Here is an 18,938-nt window from a genome sequence, read left to right on the forward strand (position 1 = left end):
CCGGACTTAAACGATCAGATGTTATGAACAATATTAAAATTTCGACAAAGCTATTTGTCATGGTTTTCCTTACTTCGTTTACCCTCGTGGCAATAGGCTTGTACGGACTGAATAATCTAAGTAATGTGAACGGATCGCTTGAAACGGTATTTAAAGACCGCGTAGTATGCCTAAAGCAACTAACGCAAATTACCGACATGTACGCTATTAATATTGAAGGCGTTACCCAAAAAATGAAGGATGGCGTCATTGATTTCAAAGCAGGCAAAAGAAAAATTACCCGGGCGCAGGAAGATATCGACAACAACTGGAAAGCCTATAACGCCACGTTTGCAACACCCGAAGAAAAAAAACTGGCTGCACAAACAGAGGAGTTAATGCGCAATTCAGACGAAGCGATGGAGTCGCTCCAGTCGATAATAGAAAAGGAAGATAAAGCCGCACTGTCAACCTTTACTATTAACGAGCTATTCCCGAAAATAGATCCCATTATAAATAATATAAACGCACTGATTGATATACAGGTAGCTGTCTCTAAGGACGAGTATGACAAAGGCCAGGAAATATATTCGGACGCTAAAACACATTCTTATATCATCATGCTATTTGGTATAGCCATTTCATTATCCATATCGTTACTTATTGTATATAGCATCAAAAAGGCAATTTTAAATGCAACAACGGTGGTATCAAAACTTGCCGACGGCGATTTAACTGTTGACATTAACGTAGTTAGCAACGACGAGATAGGCTTTTTGCTGGAGGATTTGAAGGGAATGATCAATAAGTTTAAAAATGTTATTTCGTACGTCAGCTCGGCTTCTGATAATATTGTGGCCGCAAGCCAGGAGTTAAGTTCATCATCTCAGCAAATGTCTGAAGGGGCTACCGAACAGGCTGCCGCTACAGAACAGGTTTCCTCATCGATGGAAGAGATGGTGGCAAGTGTACAGCAGAACACCAACAATGCCCACCAAACAGAAAAAATAGCGATCAAGGCCTCGGCCGATGCGCTGGACGGAAGCGTTGCTGTTAATGAAGCCGTTAGTTCGATGAAGCTGATTGCCGAAAAAATCACGATAATAAGCGATATAGCCAGGCAAACAAACATTCTTGCGCTTAACGCCGCTGTTGAGGCCGCACGCGCCGGCGACCAGGGCCGGGGCTTTGCCGTTGTTGCGGCAGAAGTGAGGAAACTGGCAGAAAAATCGCAGGTTGCCGCAACAGAAATTAATGAACTTTCGAAATCAAGCGTTAACATTGCCGAGAAATCGGGCAGGCTGTTGGGCGAAATTGTGCCTAATATACAGCATACAGCCAAATTGGTAGAAGAGATTAACGCATCAAGTTCTGAACAGAATTTAGGCGCAGGGCAAATAAACAGCGCCTTACAGCAGCTTAACCAGGTTACACAACAAAACGCCGCTACATCGGAAGAAATGGCCGCCAGCGCCGAAGAGCTTTCATCCCAGGCAGACCAGTTAAAAGAAATCATCTCATTTTTCAGGTTTGAAAACGGCTCAAAATACAAGGCAGCAATTAACCAGCCTAACGCTTTAAGCAGGCCCAGGAGAAATACAGCAAAGGTAAGCCACCCTCCCAAATACAAATCAGCAACCAACGGGGTTAGCTTAAATATGGATACCCTCGACGCCGATTATGAGAAATTTTAACGTGCTATTTTGAGTTACCTTATATGGCTTACCTTAATATTGATAGCTTTGATAATTCCAAAATGACCGACCTTGATTTTAACAGGTTAAGTACATTTATTTACAACAATTATGGAATTAAGCTGCCGCCATCAAAAAAGATAATGCTGGAAGGGCGTTTGCTTAAAAGGCTACGAACGTTAAATATACCATCATATAAAAAATACTGCGAGTTTATTTTCAGCAACGAAGGTCAGCGTTCTGAGCTTATTCATATGATTGATGTGGTGACGACCAACAAAACCGATTTTTTCAGAGAATCTGTTCATTTTGATTATTTATCAAATAACATATTACCCGAGGTTTTCAGGGATTATTCCTTTGCAAAACCGTTTAAAGTATGGAGCGCGGGCTGCTCTACCGGCGAAGAGCCTTATACTTTAGCCATGGTTTTAAGCTTGTTTGCCGATACCCACATGGGTTTTAACTTTAGTATTTGGGGAACCGATATTTCGACCAGGGTTTTACAGGCAGCAGCGTTAGCAGTATATGCCGAGGAAAAAGTAGCCCCCGTTCCAATTGCATTGAAACGGCAGTTTTTGCTTAAAAGCAAGGATGTGCATAATAAAACCGTGCGCATTGTACCCCAATTACGAGAAAAAGTAAAGTTTGCCCGGTTAAACTTTATTGACGAAGATTTTGGCCCGGTAGCAAATTTCAATATCATTTTTTGCCGTAACGTTTTGATATATTTTGACCGGCCAACACAAGAAAAAGTGATACTGAAGTTGTGTTCGAAATTAGAACCTGGCGGGTATTTATTCCTGGGGCATTCTGAATCCGTATCGAACATGAATTTACCCTTAACACAAATACGGCCTAACATTTTTCAAAGGAAATAAAAGGCTGATGCTATACTACAATTGTTTATAATGGACAGATATTATCTATACCCAGGGTCGATTTTTGCGAGTAGAAAGCCTCACATTGTCGATACTATTTTGGGCTCGTGCGTAGCAGTTGCCCTTTGGGACCCTGTCCTGGAATTTGGGAGTATTAACCATTATATGTTGCCCTACTGGAACGGCGAGGGTACGCCATCAAACAAGTATGGCGATATTGCCATACCGGCTATTATTAATAAAATGCTGGCTATGGGCAGCCACAAAAGCAACTTAAAAGCTAAAGTGTTTGGAGGTTGCGAAACAGGCACACCCAATGGCGTATTTCATATTGGCGAGCGCAACATCGAACTGGCTATTGAGGTGTTAAAAAAGGAGCAAATACCGGTTTTAAGCCATAATGTTGGAGGATACCGTGGACGAAAGGTTTTATTTTACTCGGAAAGTGGTAAAGTAATGATCAAATATATTAAACAAAGCTTTCCCGACCAACAGATTGATCCCAAAGGCTAACACCTCACCAATATGAAGAATAAAATAAAAGTTCTTATTGTTGACGACTCTGCCATATTCAGACAACTACTGAACAAGACATTAAGCGCCGACCCCGACATTGAAGTTATGGCCACTGCCGCTGATCCGTATATCGCAGCCAGCAAAATGGCAGTGCAGGTGCCGGATGTTATTACACTTGACGTTGAAATGCCGCGGATGAACGGAATTACCTTCCTGAAAAAAATCATGTCTCAGCACCCAATTCCGGTGATTATTATAACGGGGAACACCGGGAGAGATATGGAAGTAACACTGAAAGCATTGGAATACGGCGCTGTTGAGGTACTTACAAAAGAAATGTTTGAAACACCGGCACTTACCGATGAGGTTAGAAACAGGATTTGTGAAATTGTTAAATCGGCAGCGCTTACCAAACTTGCCAGGAAGTCCGTTATCGGGAAACCTTCTGTAGAACCTAAATTATCGGCCGATGCGGTGCTACATTTCGTAAAGCCAAAAAATCAAATTGCGATTAGTGACAAAGTAATTGCAGTGGGAGCATCAACCGGCGGTACAGAAGCGATAAGGACATTTTTAGAACCGCTCCCTGTTGATATCCCCGGCATTGTGATAGTACAACATATGCCCGAAAATTTTACCCGCTTGTTTGCCGAACGCCTGAACAGCTTATGTAAAATTAGCGTTAAAGAAGCAGAGGATGGCGATTTGGTTAAACCCGGCACAGCATTAATAGCGCCGGGCAACAGGCATCTTTTACTTAAAAGAAGAGGATCGCAATATTATGTTGAACTGAATGATAGCCCGCTGGTAAACCGTCACCGGCCGGCGGTAGATGTATTGTTCCGTTCTACAGCCATTTACGCCGGGCAAAATGGCATCGGAATAATTTTAACGGGCATGGGCGACGATGGCGCCCGGGGCTTACTTGAAATAAAGCAGGCCGGCGGCCGGACCATAGCGCAGGATGAAAGTTCTTGTGTTGTTTTCGGGATGCCAAAAGAAGCCATTATGCTAAATGCAGCAGACAAGATTTTACCCTTGAAAGAAATTTCGAGATATGTAGTTCAACTCATAAATGAAAAACGGTTTGTTTAACAAACCGCTTTTCATTTAATCTCTTCTAAATGCATCGCCTCGCCTCCCGATGGTTGCAGGTTAATGGTTAAAATAGTTTTGCTACTCAATACGCTGCTGCTAACCCGCACGTGCGTAGTTGTGGCCACCGCGGCATCATCGCTATATATTTTGGCCCTGTATTTTTTGCCCGGCGTCAAAAAGGTGAGCGCCATCTTTAGCGTCCTTGCATCATTATTGGTAATAGTACCCACAAACCATTCGGTTCCTTTACGTCTTGCGGTTGTAATATACTGCCCGGGCGCTCCCTGTATTACCCTTGTTTCATCCCAGGTGGTAGGAATGTCGTCCCAAAACTCCAGTTCGGGTTCACTATGTTCTGCCGATGGCTTATCATACCAATACAGCGTTTGCAAAGGACTGTAGTAAACTGCCGCCAATGCCAGCTGGTGGCCATGGGTTGTTTTTATCCGTTTATCAAAATAACAAATGGTATAATCGGCCGGGCCGGCTAAATAGCGGGTAAAGGGTAATATAGTATTGTGGGTTGCATCAGGCATTTCTTCGTTGCCACGTACGCCTTCGGCGGTCATCAGGTTGGGCCAGGTGCGCTGCTCGCCGGTAAGGCGCCAGTCGTCATGAATGTTAACCATGATGTGGCTGGCCGCCGCCTGCTGTATGGCTTTTTCCACCCACGTTGTCCAGCGGTGCGAACCTACCTGTACAAAGCCAAATTTTACGCCTTTTATCCCCCACTTGTTATATACAGCAAACAAGCTGTCGCTTTGCGCCATTAATGCCTGCTGGTTAACGTATAACCATACGCCAATACCTTTATCCTTACCATATTGAATAATCCCTGGTAAATCAAAATTGGGGATAGCCACCTTTGTTGCATCCGAGTTAAAGCTAAATGCCGGCCCATACCATTTCCAATCAAATAATATGTATTGCAGCTTATGTTTTACCGCAAAATCGATATTGGCTTTGGCATCGGCAGTGGTTTGGGTCATCACGCGCATAATTTTACCGGGGTTTATCCATTCGGTATTGGCTATTCGTGATGGTTCATTCAGGTTAAGCATCATATAATCATGCGCTATTAAATCGCCGGGAGCCGAGGCCACCATAATTGCGCGCCATGGCGTACCTACCGGAGATACAAGCTGCGCCCCTCCAAACATAGCAGTTACTATGGTGTTAGGCTTATCATCGCTTAACTTAAATTTGGTGCGGGCATAATCAACCAGCTGCGCTTCGCCAAGCGCTACAAACAGCCCGTTGGGCAGCTCTAAAGTAAGTGGTCGTTCACTTTCTCCCGGCCAGCTGGCGAGTGGCAGTTTGTAATAAGGTGCCTGGGCCCAGTTGGCAAACCAGGCCTGGGTACCCGCCGGGAAACTAAATTCGGTATTTTCGGCGGTCACGTTGTAATACGTCCCTTTTTCATTTTCGGGGAAGTAATAGCGTATTGCAGCGCCTTCGTCATAAACCCGCACCTGTACCTGCATCACATACATGGGGTTATCATCCTTCACCAGGATGATATCGCAGGCATTATAATGATCCCTGATGTGGCTGCGTTCGCCATTTACAGGTATCCAGGTGGTATCATGCGCGGTGGTTTTTATATCTTTTATCACCAGGTTTTCGCACCAGTTTTTATGCTGATCTATCTTCAGTGCCATGGCTTTTTCCGATAACTGGTTATCCAGCTGAATATCCAGAACCGACTCGCTGATAACCTGTTTATCCTTATAAGTTACCTGGTAACACATAACCCGCTTGTTACCGGCCAACTGCTTTTGATAAAACTTCAGACTCAGGTTTTTATCAGGCGATTGAATTACAAGCGGCGTACCTGTTGCAGAGCCTTGCCCTTTGGCCACTAAAACGATAAACGAAACTATAGTTAATAGCAAATACCTCATTTAGTTTGATTTATGTTGATAATGAGCGGCTTTGCCATGTTGTAATTTATCCAACCGCAACAGGGCTTCCAAATAATAGTAATCGGCATAAATAATTGACGCATCAATTTCTGTTCCGGCGGGGTGATGCCCAGTAGAATGAAGTAAAAAGGCATTGTTTACCTGATGGCTCTGGTAAGCCGGCGAGGAAAGCGTTTGCAACATAGCTTCAGCCTTCTGCCGGTAAATTTGTGCCTTGTGTTTGTCCTTTACAAAGCCAGACAGTTCCAGCAATGCCGAAGCTGTTACGCAGGCCGCCGAAGCGTCTTTAGGAGCATTGGGAATTGCAGGATCATCAAAGTCCCAAAAAGGGATCAAATCCGCAGGTAAGCGGCCCAGGTATACATCTGCTACTTTTTGTGCAAAGTTTAAAAATTCGGTTTTGCCGGTTTCGCGGTAGCACATGGTAAAACCATATATTGCCCATGATTGCCCCCTGGCCCACATACTGTTATCTGCATAGCCCTGGTGGGTTATGCCTTTTATTTTTTTCCCGGTAATGGTATCGTATACCACCACATGGTAAGATGTATAATCGGGCCTGAAATGATTGCGCATGGTGGTTTCGGCATGTTTAACCGCGATATCATATAAGTGCCGGCTGCCGCCATTTTTTGAGGCCCAGAATAAAAGTTCGAGGTTAATCATGTTATCGATAATGGTATTATGGGGCCAACCCATTTTTTTAACCATCGACGGCCAGGATAATATAGTACCTACTTTGGGATTAAACAAAGTGGCCAATGAATCTGCCGAACGCAATACAACCCGCTTATATTCGGGATTCCCCGTTAGCCGGTAACCGTTGCCAAAACTGTTAAATATCATGAAACCCAAATCATGATCAAAACCACTATGCTCAGAAAGCGGCTGCAATTCCTTTGTGAAACTATCAGCAGCTGTTTTCCATTTTTCATCATGGGTTCCTTCATATAAGTACCATAAAATACCAGGCCAAAAACCACTGCACCAGTCCTTGTAGTTTACATATCGCCAGTCTGTTTTGCCTTTATCTATATTACGGGGCAGGTTATTGCCACTTGCCGGAATATTACTTAGCGTTTTTTGCGCTTGCGCAGCGCAATAGTTTATATTGAATAGCACCTGTAAGCTTTTTTGGGCATGAGCCCGAAATCCGTCGCTCAAGAGCATCAGGACGAGTAAAATTTTGTACAGCGCTTTGATATTGAAACGATTTTTCAGATAATTTCTTTTCATAATATTTTATTGGTTCTCAATTTTGTACTCCGCCTCCCCGCACACACCTATGTTGTTAATTGTAAAAAGGGCCGATCTGCTAATTGCTAAAACGATCTACAGCCGGGCGCAAACAAAATTGGAGCAACCATTTATAATTGAGTTTCGAAAGTAGTTTAAAACAAAAACCCGCAGGGGGGGGCATTAGGCCAAATATGGGGGAGAAGAAGTCAATTGTACAAAAAATACGCTTATCAGGAATGCGGCCCGGCTTAAATGCACAAGCATTAAAGCATGTTAACCATACAAATTCACAACACTTTAATTATAAGATACTTACAATAAATAAAATTAAAATGTGTTAAGTTATGTTAACCCAGTTCAGATGCGTTTGCCCAGCTTTTCTTTACTTCATATCCAGGGCATGGTCGGCTTTTACATCTTCCCCGCTCCAGATTTTGGCTTCGGTCCATTTTAGCGGCGGGGCGCTCCAGAACTCGTCAGTTTCGGGCAAACCAAGTGGCACAAAAACATTACTGCAAATGTATAGACTGCCGGTTGTGATATAAAAATCGGCCAGGCCGGGCTGTTTGCCATAAAGACCAATATTGAGCCATCCATCCGCAGTAAATGTAGCTTGCGACTCCAGCGTTTTTTTGATGACAGCAGTTAACGCACAACGTACCTGTGCAGGCGGCAATGATGCCGGGAGTTGTTTAATATAAGCCATATTGGCCAAATGATGAAAAACTCCTGCCCTGTAAACTATTGAGCGGCCTGTTGCCGGGTAACTGCCATCCGCATTAATTAGGCGCTCCAATATTTCGGCATAGCGTTGGCCAATGGTTTTTGCGCGCTCCTGTTCGTGTTGATAGTTCTTCTTTTTTTCGCCCTGCACCTGTAACATGGCGTTTAAATTGGGCTGTATCACAATACTGTTGTAATAGTCCAAATGAAAGGTCATCCCGTCAGAAAACATGCCGTCGCCAACATACCAGTGCTGCATAAATTCGCGGATGCCAAATTCGGTGCGTAACGGGTCGTCCCCTAAATCGTATTTGCAAAAAAAGGCCTCTATCATCCCCGAAAACAGGATCCAGTTGGAGTAAACCGGCACCGTATTACGGGTTATCTTCATGGCATCAACCACCTGTTTTTTTACACTATCGTCCAGGTGTTCCCATAACCAGGGGCTGCGGACAAGCGCAAAGGCTACATAAGATGCATCAACCAAAGGCTGCCCGCCGTTCCATTGCAGGTAATCTTTAGCCTGCGGGTTAACCGCGTTTGCTATCGCTTTTAATGCCCATGCGCGGTACTGGTTACGCAATTTTATTTCTCCGGCATCGCCGCCTTCCAGGTTAAGCCAGGGTGCAATCCCGCTTAAGGTTCGGCCAAACGCTTCAAGGTAAGCAACTTTTGAACGCCCTTCCTTATTATCAATACGATCAGATAAACTCACCGGCATATTTTGCTTCAGCTTATCTTCGGCCAGGTTTAATATAACAGGCCGGGCTATTTTATCCATATAGGTTAACCACAGTTTGCGGTCGCCAAGCCCATTAGTTATGTTTTTTTGCGCCCATATATTGGATACAACCAACATTGCGCAAAGCAAAAACAATATTTTTTTCATAGCAGTTATTTTCAATAATTGATGTAGACAACGCAGCTGGCTATCGATATACAATATCAATCCAACCGTTTACAACCTGCACGCGACAGCCCTGCTAAAAATCAGCAGGATGAGGCGGCGACTTCATGCATTTTTAATTTTCATATTCTCCGTTTACTTACCGGCCGGTTTCCATTCCAGCACCTGTACCGGCTGGGCGGTAATATTGGCCTGGCCCTCTCCATCTACCTGTACTACATTTTGTATAAACAGGTTAAGTGTTTTTTTATCTTTCCATAGTTCGGTATCATAGGTTGGCTCCCAGGCGCCAACAGCGAATGCCGACAAATCGCTAACCGTCCATTTATTCCCGGCCAGGTTACCCGTAATTGCAACAGAAATTTTATCCCCTTGCTCCTTATCTCTGAATATTAAGGCCGCGACGGTATTTCCCCCCTGTTTCCAGGCTATAATTTGCGGGCGTGATACCGGAATACTCTTGGTGCCCATTCCGCTTAAACTAAAAGGTGTTTTGCGAAAACCGAGGCTGCTGCTTGTCCACTCTCCATTGTTTTTATAAATGATATGGTATTGCGGGGCGGCCTCCCCTGCTTCCCGCCAGTAACTGGCTATAACGGGGCTACCGTCGTCGTCAATAACCATAGATGTTTGGTTAATTAGCTCGCTTTTTTGTGGAATTTCGCAGGCGTATTCGGCGGTAGCAGCCGTGATTGGTAAATTATAGGTTTGCCCGGTTGATCTTTCCCAGTTTATTCCGCCATCTTTTGAAATAGCATAGCACATATCATGGTTACTGGCTACATCGGGGCTTTCGCGCCATACCCATGACAGGTGTATAAAACCTTTTTTATCAATAGCCATTTGCCAGTAGGCATTGCGTTTGCCTTCGCCGTCAATCAGATTGTGCTGTATGTTTACCCATTTTTTTGCCGATACGTTATACCTGTTAAGCACAAGGTTGCCGTTTCCTGATGCGCCATCCCTGTAAAGGAATAGCAGATCACCTTTGGGAAGCCGGTAAAACTCAGGGTAACTTACACTGTTTTCAGCAATGCCCGTCATTGATTTTTGCGCCGACAAAACAAGGCTACCCGGTGCAAGGCCCATTGCATAGTTTAATGACTGATTGTGCATACCCCAGGCCACATGCAGGTAACCCGCCCCATCAACCATAATACTTATATCCTTATGAGCATCAGCGGCATCGCCTTTGTAGGCCGTTACTGCAATTTGCCATTCGCTTGATCCGCTTTTTCTTTTGGCCAGGGTTAAAACCTGTTCCTGGTTGTAATAAGCAGCATATTGCTCTCCTTTAAAAGTAACCAGCGAATTCTTGCGAAAAATAACGGTGTTCACCGAGTTATTAGCCCATCCGGGGCCTATGGCACTCACTTTTACAGGGTAGTTTTGTGCATCTGCATGCAAAAAGCTGCCTATCAATAAAGCTATAAACAGGAATTGTTTGAAGGGGTTGAAAAGCATAAGTTGTAAAGCGTGCGGCAATATACACTGCCGCACACTATGAATTATATTAATACCCTGGATTTTGTTCTAAAACGGCATCCTTATTCAACTGAATTTCTGATAAGGGGATGGGCAATAACAGGTTTTTTGCTGCCAGGCCGGTTGTTGGGTGCTGAGCATCATTTGAATTGAGGCGTGTTGCACGATCAACCAGCGTTCCGGTACGCATCAGCGTCATCCTCCGGTTTTCCTCCCCAATCAATTCGCGGGCACGCTCGTCAAGTACAAAATCAACGGTCATTTGGCTGGAGGTAACCTGTGGTGCCTGCGCTCTTGTGCGCAAAACGTTAATGGTATTTGCAGCCTCGGTAGTTTTACCTTGCTTTACCTGGGCCTCTGCGAGTAACAAATAGGTTTCGCCTAACCGCATCATCATAAAATCTTTGATCATAGCATAACCAAAGGTATCGTTAGGATCAAACGCCCCCCATTTGGTTGTGCTTGGGCAAATTTTGTATAAGGTATCGGGACCGGTAAATGGTACTTGCTTGCCATAGTTGGCAGCAGTTGGATTGTTGATATAATAACGCCTCCTGATACTATATTGCGAATTGCGAATATCGCCTGTTGGATATAAACCGTACAATACCCAGTTACTTAACCTTAACCTGGCAATACTGCGGCCACCAAGCGAATCGCAAAGCACCATGCCGCTAATATTGTAATAGGCGGCTCCCCACACACGGCGTTGCTGGGCATTATCTGTATTACCCCCAACAACAGAATTTGGATTTTCCTGTTCAATAACCCATATGGCTTCCGAATTACCCTGGCTGCGGCGCTGGTTACCGTACACAAACATATCTGAGTAATAATCGCCGGCGCCGCTTGCCCGCACACCATAACGATTACTTATCAGGCTAAATTTACCACTGCTGATAACTGCCTGCGCCTGCTGTTCGGCCAGGTCGTTTTTGCCCATGCGCAGGTAAGCCTCGGCCAAAAGCTGCATGGCCATGTACTTATTAGCCCTGTCAACAGGTTTGCCCTGTACGTTTAGTTTGGAAGTTCCAGCATTTAAATCAGACAGGTTTGTACTTGCAAACGTAAGGTCGCTTATAATAAGGTTGTTGACCTGATCAAGCGGGGCACGTACAAAATCTGTTTTTGGCGCCGTAAGCGGGGCCGTTACCAAAGGCACTTTACCAAATAATGTAGCCAGGTTATTGTAAGCATATGCCCTAAAAAACTTGGCTTCGGCATCTATCATATTTTTGCCTTTGGCGGTAAGCTTGGTGTTCGACGGATCTTCGACGGCCTTGATGATAATATTGGCATTGTTAATTAACGCGTAATACTTACCCCAGATATATGAGGCTGCCCCATCTGTTGGGGTAAGCTGCGCATAATTATAATAAGGCACTTCAATACCTTGCTGGTTTGCGGTAGCATTGGCCACATCGGTACCTACCTGCCAAACACTTGGCCAGCCCTGCGCGCTTGAATAGGTTAAAATGGTGCTTTCATAATTGTAAAGGCCTACGGCAGCGGCTTCAAAGCCCAATGAATCGTTAAGCGTTAGCGGGGTATATGAAGAGTAAGGCTTTTCGGCCAGGTATGACTTTTTACAGGATGCAAATGCGATTATTAGCACTGATACAGAAGCCACTATAATTGAATACTTTTTCATGTCGTTTATCTTTTATCAGTTTATTTTAATGAGATGTTGGCGCCAAAAACAAATGTGCGGGTAGTTGGATAGTTGTTTGTCCAATCGCCAGATCCCCTGGTCGAGTAATTATTTTCAGGATCCCAGCCTATCCACTTGGTAAAAGTGTGCAGGTTGCGGCCGCTTACATAAAACGTTAAGCCGTTAATGTGCGCTTTATCTAACAACACCTGCGGCACAACATAGCTAAATGTTACATCTTTAATGCGGGTATAGCTGGCATCGCGCGGGTAGCCGTAACCCCTGGTGTTGGTATAAGCTAAAGACTGGAACGAGTTATTGCCGTTTGATGGTGTCCAGTATCCAATGGCTGCCGGTGTATTCCTCCTGCCCGACTCATCAGCATAATTTAAATCGGCATTGTTTTTAAGCATACCTTGTGCTGTTTGTATAAATACACTCAGGTTAAATTGCTTGTAGTGAAAGGTATTGGTAATACCGCCGGTCCACTTTGGCGTGGTTTGCCCCTGTATAACCCTGTCATCAGCAGTAATTTTGCCATCGCCATTGGTATCGGCAAATTTCAGGTCGCCCGGTTTCGCTCCTGGGTCTTGTTTAGAGGCATCCTCGCCGGTTTGCCAAACGCCTGTCATTTTGTAATCGTAAATTACGCTGATAGGTTTACCTATAAACCACCTGTTGCCTATATCATCTTTACCATCGCCATAAAGGCTCACAATTTTATTCCTGTTGATGGCATATACGATGTTTGATTCCCAACGAAAATCCCTGCCATCAATGTTTTTTGTATTCAAGGTAACCTCGATGCCTTTGTTGGCTACTTTACCAATATTATCCCATACTGATGAATAACCGGTAATTGCCGGCAGGCTTCGTTTTAACAGTAAACCAGATGTACGCGTTTTGTAAGCATCAACCGATCCGTTGATGCGACTGTTAAATAAAGAGAAATCTGCACCGATATTGGTGCCTACGGTGGTTTCCCAAAGCAGGTTGGCGTTACCCAGGTTACTGGCCTGCACCCCAATAGTGCTTACCCCGTTAAATGGCGACCGAACAGTACCATCTGTGGTTATAGTTTGATAAACACTTATCGCCTCGTTACCGGTTTTTCCATAAGAGCCTCTCAGCTTTAAACTGTTAACTATTTTTGAATCTTTTAAAAAGTCTTCCTGGCTGATGTTCCAACCGAGCGCTGCCGACGGAAACACACCATACTTGGTTGTATTAGCGCCAAAAACCGACGATCCATCGCGGCGGGCGGTAACGGTGAACAGGTAACGGCTGTTATAGGAGTAGTTGATACGGCCCATCTGCGAGGTAAGGGCATACCTATCTGAATATGACGATGAGGTTTGCGTTGCACCGGCGCCAATGTTATTAAATGACAACTCATCATTTACGAAACCTGTGGCAGATGCTGTTGAAGTAAAATACCTGCGGCGCTGTGCGCTGTATAACCCCGTAAAATCAAAGTGATGCTTACCAATATCCCGGTTATAATACAACAGGTTTTCAATAGTATAGGCTGTAGTTTCGGAGCTTGCAGCACTGGCCGATCCTAAGGGCGTATTTGCCAAACGGCCACTGTAACTATCAACCCGTGTTGGCAAATAGGTGTAGCCGGCATTTACACGGTATTTTAATCCTTTAAGTACACCGCCAAATTTAATCTCGGCATACCCATTACCGTTTAAATTCACGCTACGGTTTATTTGGTCGGTAGTTAAGCCCAGCAAAGGGTTTGTATACAATTGTTCGGGCGCCATGGGGTAAATGGTATAGGTGCCATCGGCATTATACAAATTACCATAAGGGCTCATGGCTGTAGCGAATAACAGGTTGGCCCTGCCGCCATCGTAATTGTTGTTGGCGAAATAGGATGACATACCAACAGTTAAAAAATTGGTGACATTTACATCCAGGTTTGAGCGGATGCTTACCCTATTGTACTGATAGCCTTTTACCACGCCTTTTTGCTTCAGGTAATCGCCTGATATAAAATATTTAACGTCGGGGCTACCGCCAGAAACGCTCAGGTTATGATCCTGCATTACTCCCTGCTGAGTGGTCTCTTTAACCCAATCAATGGTTTTACCTGCCTGGTAATTGGGCAGTTCGGAACTGTTTGGCACCGGGCTGGTTTGTGTTTGACCTGTTTGCGAAAGGTAATCGGCATATTTTTGAATGTAGGAAGCAGGGTCGCGCGGGTCAAGAATATGCGCCAGGTTTTCGATGCCAGCATAACCGCTATAACGGATAACAGGTTTACCGCTGTTCCCTCTTTTGGTAGTAATCAGGATAACACCGTTTGAGCCGTTTGTTCCGTATATTGCAACCGCCGATGCATCTTTTAATATTTCCATCGAAGCGATATCATTGGGATTAATATCGTTAAGCGAACCACCGGTTTTACTCAGCGGGATACCATCCACAACAACATACGGGCCGGTGCCTGCGTTGATAGAGTTTTGCCCCCTTACAATTGAGCCGGGTACAGCACCCGGTACAGATGATGTATTGGTTATAGTAACCCCCGCCACAGCTCCTTCCAGGGCTTGCAGCACGTTGGTAACCGGCAACTCCGATAAACGGGCCTTGGGCACCGATGCCACAGCGCCTGTTATATCCGATCGTTTTTGGGTACCGTAGCCAACTACAACTACTTCTGTTAAATCCCTGGATGCAGGCTCTAACGAGACGTTTATAAGCTGCTCGTTACTATTTATAAGCTTTTTTATTGTTTTATAACCAATAAATGAAAACACCAGGGTTTGCCCTGCATTAGCCTTAATGGTATACTTACCATTATAATCGGTTGATGTGGCATTGGCAATACCTTCAACCGCTACGGTAACACCAGGCAAAGGCTCGCCCTTTTCGTCTTTAACAGTACCTGTAATGGTTATTAATACGTTATCGCTTTCCTGGCTATCTTTTTCTTTGATAACTATTGTGTTGTTGCTAATGGTGTAAGAAAGTGGCTGGTCATGAAATACTTTATCAAGAATATCGCCGATAGATGCATTGCTAACGTGGATGTTAACCGGGCGGGTATCTTTCATCATACCTTCGGTATAAATAAAATTGTAGCCGCTTTGCTTCCTTATCTCTTTAAATAGTTTTTTTAAAGGAGCATTTGTTGCCGAAAGATTTATTTTTTGCGCATAAGATGAAGCGCTGACGTGCATAATAGCGACAAAAAAGAGGAGTACAGTTATTTTCACAACTAATAATAACTTTTGAGGCATGCATAGTTTGGGCACACCTATGTTAAAAGTAGATATTTTCATACTTTTGAATAGTTTGGGTTAAAACAAGGTTTATTGACAAATAATTTTTCTATGCGCCGGAACGGCGGACAGATTAATGGGTTAACTCAAATTTTTGGCGTGGAAGTGGTGGTACACTTTCACGTTTTTTTTAAGCTCCCGTTTCATGGTTACGTTCGTAGCTTTCTTCTCATTTTTCTCGTTTTTTAGGTTAGTATATCGGTTATTTATTGGCTTGGTTATAGCTTATTCTGATACGGTTATTTTTTTACCCGCTATTTTAAAATGCACTTTACGGGTAAGCTGCAGCGTATTCAACACTTCAGAAACATTGCTGAACCGGGATACAGAACCGCTGAATTTGTCGGCTGGTAAAGTACCGGTGTATGCCACATCTACATCATACCACCTGGAAACCATCCGCATAATTTGCTGTATATCATTACTTTCAAAAACAAACAGACCATCCTTCCAGGCGGTTGCTTCGTCTACATCTACTTCGCCAATATTAAATGCAAGTGCATTTAAAAAAGCCTGCTGCCCTGGCTGCAAAATCCGGGTTTGATTTTTAGCGGTCGATATCACTTTTACCTTCCCTTCAAGCAGGGTGGTTTTAACGGCCGGCTCATCATCATAGGTATTGATATTGAAATGTGTGCCCAGCACCTCAACTATCTGCGATTTGCTGTAAACCCTGAATGGTTTGGCGGCATTGTGCGCCACTTCAAAATAAGCCTCGCCTGTAAGCTCAACTTTACGCTCGGCGCCGCTGAATGCGGTTGGATAAGTTAACGAAGAAGCCGCATTTAACAACACCCGGCTACCATCGGGCAAAACAACCCAATATTGCCCGCCGCGTGGCGTAGTCATGGTGTTGTACGCAGTTAATTTTGCATCATCAGATGCTGATTTTTCGGATGAATCATAAACTATCCTTCCATCGGCGGTTTTATTAATTGCCACCGCGCCCTGTACAGCAAGAGTTCCATTGTGGGCGCCGGTTAAGGTAATCTGTTTACCGTTGGCCAGGGTCAGGATAGCTTTGTTGCCACCCGGCAAAATATCGTTTTGAGGATTATGCTGACGAACGAGCTGTTTAGGCTCCTGGTGTTTTTTAACAAACAGGTATGCACCAAACGAAACAAAAACAAGGATGGCTGCAGCCGAAGCGATGGAGTACCATTTTTTAAAATGCCTGACTTTAGCAGTTTCGGGAATTTCACTAACAATCCTGTTCCAGATCAACACCTCTTCCATTGACGGATCGGAAGGTCCATTGGGTACAGGTTGCTTAGCAGCTTCATTCAAATACCAGCTATCCAGCATTTGCTGCTCTTCTGGTGTACAGGTGCCGAGTTGGTGCTTATTTAATAGTTCCTGTGCTTGTTCCCTGGTCATGGTTTATTCTGGTTGTTATTAATGAAACGGCCAGCCAGGGAGGAAGTAGTAGATGAAATTAAAAAAAAGTGTGTTTTTAGTAAGTTTATAGCTCGCTATGTTACATTTTTATAGTTCAGCTTATTAGATTCCCTTGTATTCAAGCAATTTAGACATGATTTGATGCAGTGGGATTGCAGTGATATTTTCGCCTATATTGAATTGGTCCTGACCTGCATACACGACAAAGCGTTTATCCGGACCGATATCCTGACATGCCAGATAAAATCCTTTGGAAAGAGTGGGCGAAGAGCTTCGTTTGATTTCGATAGCCCATTTCTCCCGGCCGGAGAATTCTAACACCAGGTCAATCTCTGCCCCGTGGGCGGTCCTGTAGTAGTAGGGTATAACGCCATCGGGAACTGTCGATAAGATATTTTCGATTACGAAGCCCTCCCAGCTTCCACCAGCTACCGGATGCCCCAGCAGGTCATTATAGTTTTCAATGTTAAGCAAAGCGTGGGTCAATCCGCTATCCCTAACATATATTTTAGGGCTTTTTACCAATCGTTTTCCAACGTTACTTCCCCAGGGCTGCAAGCGCCGGACCAATAACAGATCAACCATCAGGTCCAAATAGCGGGAGATAGTTGTAGCACTCACTTCAAGACTTTTCGCAAGCTGTGACGCGTTAGTTACGCCGCCCTGAACGTGTGCCAACATTGTCCAGAACCGTTCCAGTGTAACAGCTGGTATGCGCGGACCTAATTGCGGTATGTCTCTTTCCAGATAGGTTTTGATGAAATCTCGTCTCCATGCCAGACTGTTTCTATCGCTACTGGCCAGCAAACTATCAGGAAATCCGCCTCTAAGCCAAAGCTGATTTAACTTGTCGATTGTGCCTGTTCCAAATTCCAGGGCATCAATGCCCTGAAGTTCCAAGTATGCAATCCTACCTGCCAATGACTCGCTGGATTGCTGTAGCAAATCTATCGAAGCAGAACCCAGGAACAAAAATAGTCCATATTTATGGCCCTTTCTCCGTTCCTTATCAATGATTCCCCGAAGTGCTGCGAAAATTTGAGGAATACGTTGCACTTCATCCATAATGATGAGTTGTTGGCTATTCTCTGCATGGAAAGCATTGATATCCTGTATTTTTTGAAGATCAAGGTTGTTTTCTAAATCCAGATAAACAGCCGTACCAGAATCGCTTATATTCAACGCTATAGTTGTTTTGCCCACTTGACGTGGCCCCATCAAGGCAACAGAGGCACTTCTACTGAGCGCTTCTTCAACTTTTTTTTCTATTCTTCTGGCAATCATACCGTGCAAATCTAACACTTAATGTTTGATTTACACGGTAATAAATACAAAACCAGAACCTTTTATAATATGATGAGCTATATAATTATCAATATCACAAACTACTAAATTACAACCCCGATAATATTAAAACAATTGCCGAAAGATGATTAAGCTTAGGCCTGATTATCCTGATAGCGTTGCTGATTTGTTTTTTAACTGTTTTATCGGATATATCAAGTTCGTCGGCAATTTCTTTGTAAGTAAAATGCTGATGGATACGCATTTCAAATATTTGCTTCATTTTAAGGGGAAGCTGCGCAATCTCTTTTTTCAGCGCTGCCATTATTTCTTTTTCTTCTATCCGCTCCAATGTCTGGTTGCTATTGGCTTCGGCAAAAGCAGCTAATGAATCAAGATAATCCAAGCGTACCCGCTTGCGTGCTATCAGGTCGATCACCTTATTTTTAGTCGATATAAAAAGATATCCTGCTAAATTAGCATCTGAACTTATGCATTCCCTCTTTAACCATAATGACGTGAAAGTTTCCTGGATAATATCCCTGGCGTCATCCTCATCTCTTAGCATCTTCAGTGCATGCATATACATCACTGTCCAGTAACGCCTATAAATTTCGGCAAAAGCATCCCTATCGCCGTTTTTTAACAGCGCTATCAGCTCCTGGTCAATAAGCATCCGTTTAGAGGACATAACTGGTTTAATTAACGAATGTAATGCATTTTTTACAAAAATTGCAATAGCTGTGAAACCGTTATGATCTTGGCCATTATTTTTAAGAATACTCTTTTTTGCAGCTCCAACGGCGTACAATTCATCTGTTTTCATAAATACCTGGCTTAAAGCGACAAGTAGCGCTATGTAGCC

The 18,938-nt window shown here is 44.0% G+C and carries 13 protein-coding genes; 4 read left to right on the plus strand and 9 right to left on the minus strand.

The features are described 5' to 3' along the window. Positions 1 to 23 precede the first annotated feature (23 nt). Genes FSB76_RS11000 through FSB76_RS11015 form a run of 4 tightly spaced genes read left to right on the plus strand, consistent with a single transcriptional unit; the run spans position 24 to position 4,165 of the window. Positions 24 to 1,673, plus strand: coding sequence for a methyl-accepting chemotaxis protein (locus FSB76_RS11000; protein WP_147053623.1), 1,650 nt, complete (start codon positions 24 to 26; stop codon positions 1,671 to 1,673). 23 nt (positions 1,674 to 1,696) lie between these two features. After that, the gene (locus FSB76_RS11005) at positions 1,697 to 2,554 is read left to right on the plus strand and encodes a CheR family methyltransferase (RefSeq protein WP_147053624.1); all 858 of its coding nucleotides are present in this window, start codon (positions 1,697 to 1,699) and stop codon (positions 2,552 to 2,554) included. 30 nt (positions 2,555 to 2,584) lie between these two features. Further along, positions 2,585 to 3,067 carry a chemotaxis protein CheD gene (locus FSB76_RS11010; RefSeq protein WP_147053625.1) on the plus strand — a complete coding sequence of 161 codons (483 nt, stop codon included), beginning with the start codon at positions 2,585 to 2,587 and terminating at the stop codon, positions 3,065 to 3,067. A 12-nt stretch (positions 3,068 to 3,079) separates the two neighbouring features. Next, on the plus strand, positions 3,080 to 4,165 hold the full coding sequence (locus FSB76_RS11015) for a protein-glutamate methylesterase/protein-glutamine glutaminase (RefSeq protein ID WP_147053626.1): 1,086 nt from the start codon (positions 3,080 to 3,082) through the stop codon (positions 4,163 to 4,165). An 11-nt stretch (positions 4,166 to 4,176) separates the two neighbouring features. Here the strand turns inward: FSB76_RS11015 and FSB76_RS11020 are convergent, their stop codons facing one another. From FSB76_RS11020 to FSB76_RS11060, 9 genes are all read right to left on the minus strand, one after another. Continuing rightward, positions 4,177 to 6,072 (minus strand): glycoside hydrolase family 97 protein, encoded by a 1,896-nt coding sequence (locus FSB76_RS11020; protein ID WP_147053627.1) that lies wholly within the window; start codon positions 6,070 to 6,072, stop codon positions 4,177 to 4,179. Next, positions 6,073 to 7,329, minus strand: coding sequence for a glycoside hydrolase family 88 protein (locus tag FSB76_RS11025; protein ID WP_225976481.1), 1,257 nt, complete (start codon positions 7,327 to 7,329; stop codon positions 6,073 to 6,075). A 385-nt stretch (positions 7,330 to 7,714) separates the two neighbouring features. Continuing rightward, positions 7,715 to 8,944 carry a DUF2264 domain-containing protein gene (locus FSB76_RS11030; RefSeq protein WP_147053628.1) on the minus strand — a complete coding sequence of 410 codons (1,230 nt, stop codon included), beginning with the start codon at positions 8,942 to 8,944 and terminating at the stop codon, positions 7,715 to 7,717. Positions 8,945 to 9,097: 153 nt separating this feature from the next. Then, positions 9,098 to 10,426, minus strand: a complete 1,329-nt coding sequence (locus FSB76_RS11035) for a BNR repeat-containing protein (RefSeq protein ID WP_147053629.1) — start codon at positions 10,424 to 10,426, stop codon at positions 9,098 to 9,100. 49 nt (positions 10,427 to 10,475) lie between these two features. Beyond that, complete coding sequence (locus FSB76_RS11040; RefSeq protein WP_147053630.1) at positions 10,476 to 12,098, minus strand: RagB/SusD family nutrient uptake outer membrane protein; 1,623 nt, start codon at positions 12,096 to 12,098, stop codon at positions 10,476 to 10,478. 20 nt (positions 12,099 to 12,118) lie between these two features. After that, entirely contained in the window at positions 12,119 to 15,391 is a 3,273-nt protein-coding gene (locus FSB76_RS11045) for a TonB-dependent receptor (protein WP_225976482.1), read from the minus strand. 225 nt (positions 15,392 to 15,616) lie between these two features. Further along, a complete protein-coding gene (locus FSB76_RS11050) occupies positions 15,617 to 16,768 on the minus strand; it encodes a FecR family protein (RefSeq protein WP_147053631.1) in 1,152 nt (383 codons plus the stop codon). Between the two features lie 123 nt (positions 16,769 to 16,891). Next, the gene (locus FSB76_RS11055) at positions 16,892 to 18,073 is read right to left on the minus strand and encodes an ATP-binding protein (protein WP_147053632.1); all 1,182 of its coding nucleotides are present in this window, start codon (positions 18,071 to 18,073) and stop codon (positions 16,892 to 16,894) included. 109 nt (positions 18,074 to 18,182) lie between these two features. Continuing rightward, the gene (locus tag FSB76_RS11060) at positions 18,183 to 18,899 is read right to left on the minus strand and encodes an RNA polymerase sigma factor (protein WP_225976483.1); all 717 of its coding nucleotides are present in this window, start codon (positions 18,897 to 18,899) and stop codon (positions 18,183 to 18,185) included. Positions 18,900 to 18,938: the final 39 nt, after the last annotated feature.

Source organism: Mucilaginibacter ginsenosidivorax (assembly GCF_007971525.1).
Taxonomy (GTDB): Bacteria; Bacteroidota; Bacteroidia; order Sphingobacteriales; family Sphingobacteriaceae; genus Mucilaginibacter; species Mucilaginibacter ginsenosidivorax.

Bases quoted from the DNA above. Each gene is read 5' to 3' on its own strand.
- FSB76_RS11000 (WP_147053623.1), top strand. From the start codon at position 24: ATGAACAATATTAAAATTTCGACAAAGCTATTTGTCATGGTTTTCCTT.
- FSB76_RS11005 (WP_147053624.1), top strand. From the start codon at position 1,697: ATGGCTTACCTTAATATTGATAGCTTTGATAATTCCAAAATGACCGAC.
- FSB76_RS11010 (WP_147053625.1), top strand. From the start codon at position 2,585: ATGGACAGATATTATCTATACCCAGGGTCGATTTTTGCGAGTAGAAAG.
- FSB76_RS11015 (WP_147053626.1), top strand. From the start codon at position 3,080: ATGAAGAATAAAATAAAAGTTCTTATTGTTGACGACTCTGCCATATTC.
- FSB76_RS11020 (WP_147053627.1), bottom strand. From the start codon at position 6,072: ATGAGGTATTTGCTATTAACTATAGTTTCGTTTATCGTTTTAGTGGCC.
- FSB76_RS11025 (WP_225976481.1), bottom strand. From the start codon at position 7,329: ATGAAAAGAAATTATCTGAAAAATCGTTTCAATATCAAAGCGCTGTAC.
- FSB76_RS11030 (WP_147053628.1), bottom strand. From the start codon at position 8,944: ATGAAAAAAATATTGTTTTTGCTTTGCGCAATGTTGGTTGTATCCAAT.
- FSB76_RS11035 (WP_147053629.1), bottom strand. From the start codon at position 10,426: ATGCTTTTCAACCCCTTCAAACAATTCCTGTTTATAGCTTTATTGATA.
- FSB76_RS11040 (WP_147053630.1), bottom strand. From the start codon at position 12,098: ATGAAAAAGTATTCAATTATAGTGGCTTCTGTATCAGTGCTAATAATC.
- FSB76_RS11045 (WP_225976482.1), bottom strand. From the start codon at position 15,391: ATGAAAATATCTACTTTTAACATAGGTGTGCCCAAACTATGCATGCCT.
- FSB76_RS11050 (WP_147053631.1), bottom strand. From the start codon at position 16,768: ATGACCAGGGAACAAGCACAGGAACTATTAAATAAGCACCAACTCGGC.
- FSB76_RS11055 (WP_147053632.1), bottom strand. From the start codon at position 18,073: ATGATTGCCAGAAGAATAGAAAAAAAAGTTGAAGAAGCGCTCAGTAGA.
- FSB76_RS11060 (WP_225976483.1), bottom strand. From the start codon at position 18,899: ATGAAAACAGATGAATTGTACGCCGTTGGAGCTGCAAAAAAGAGTATT.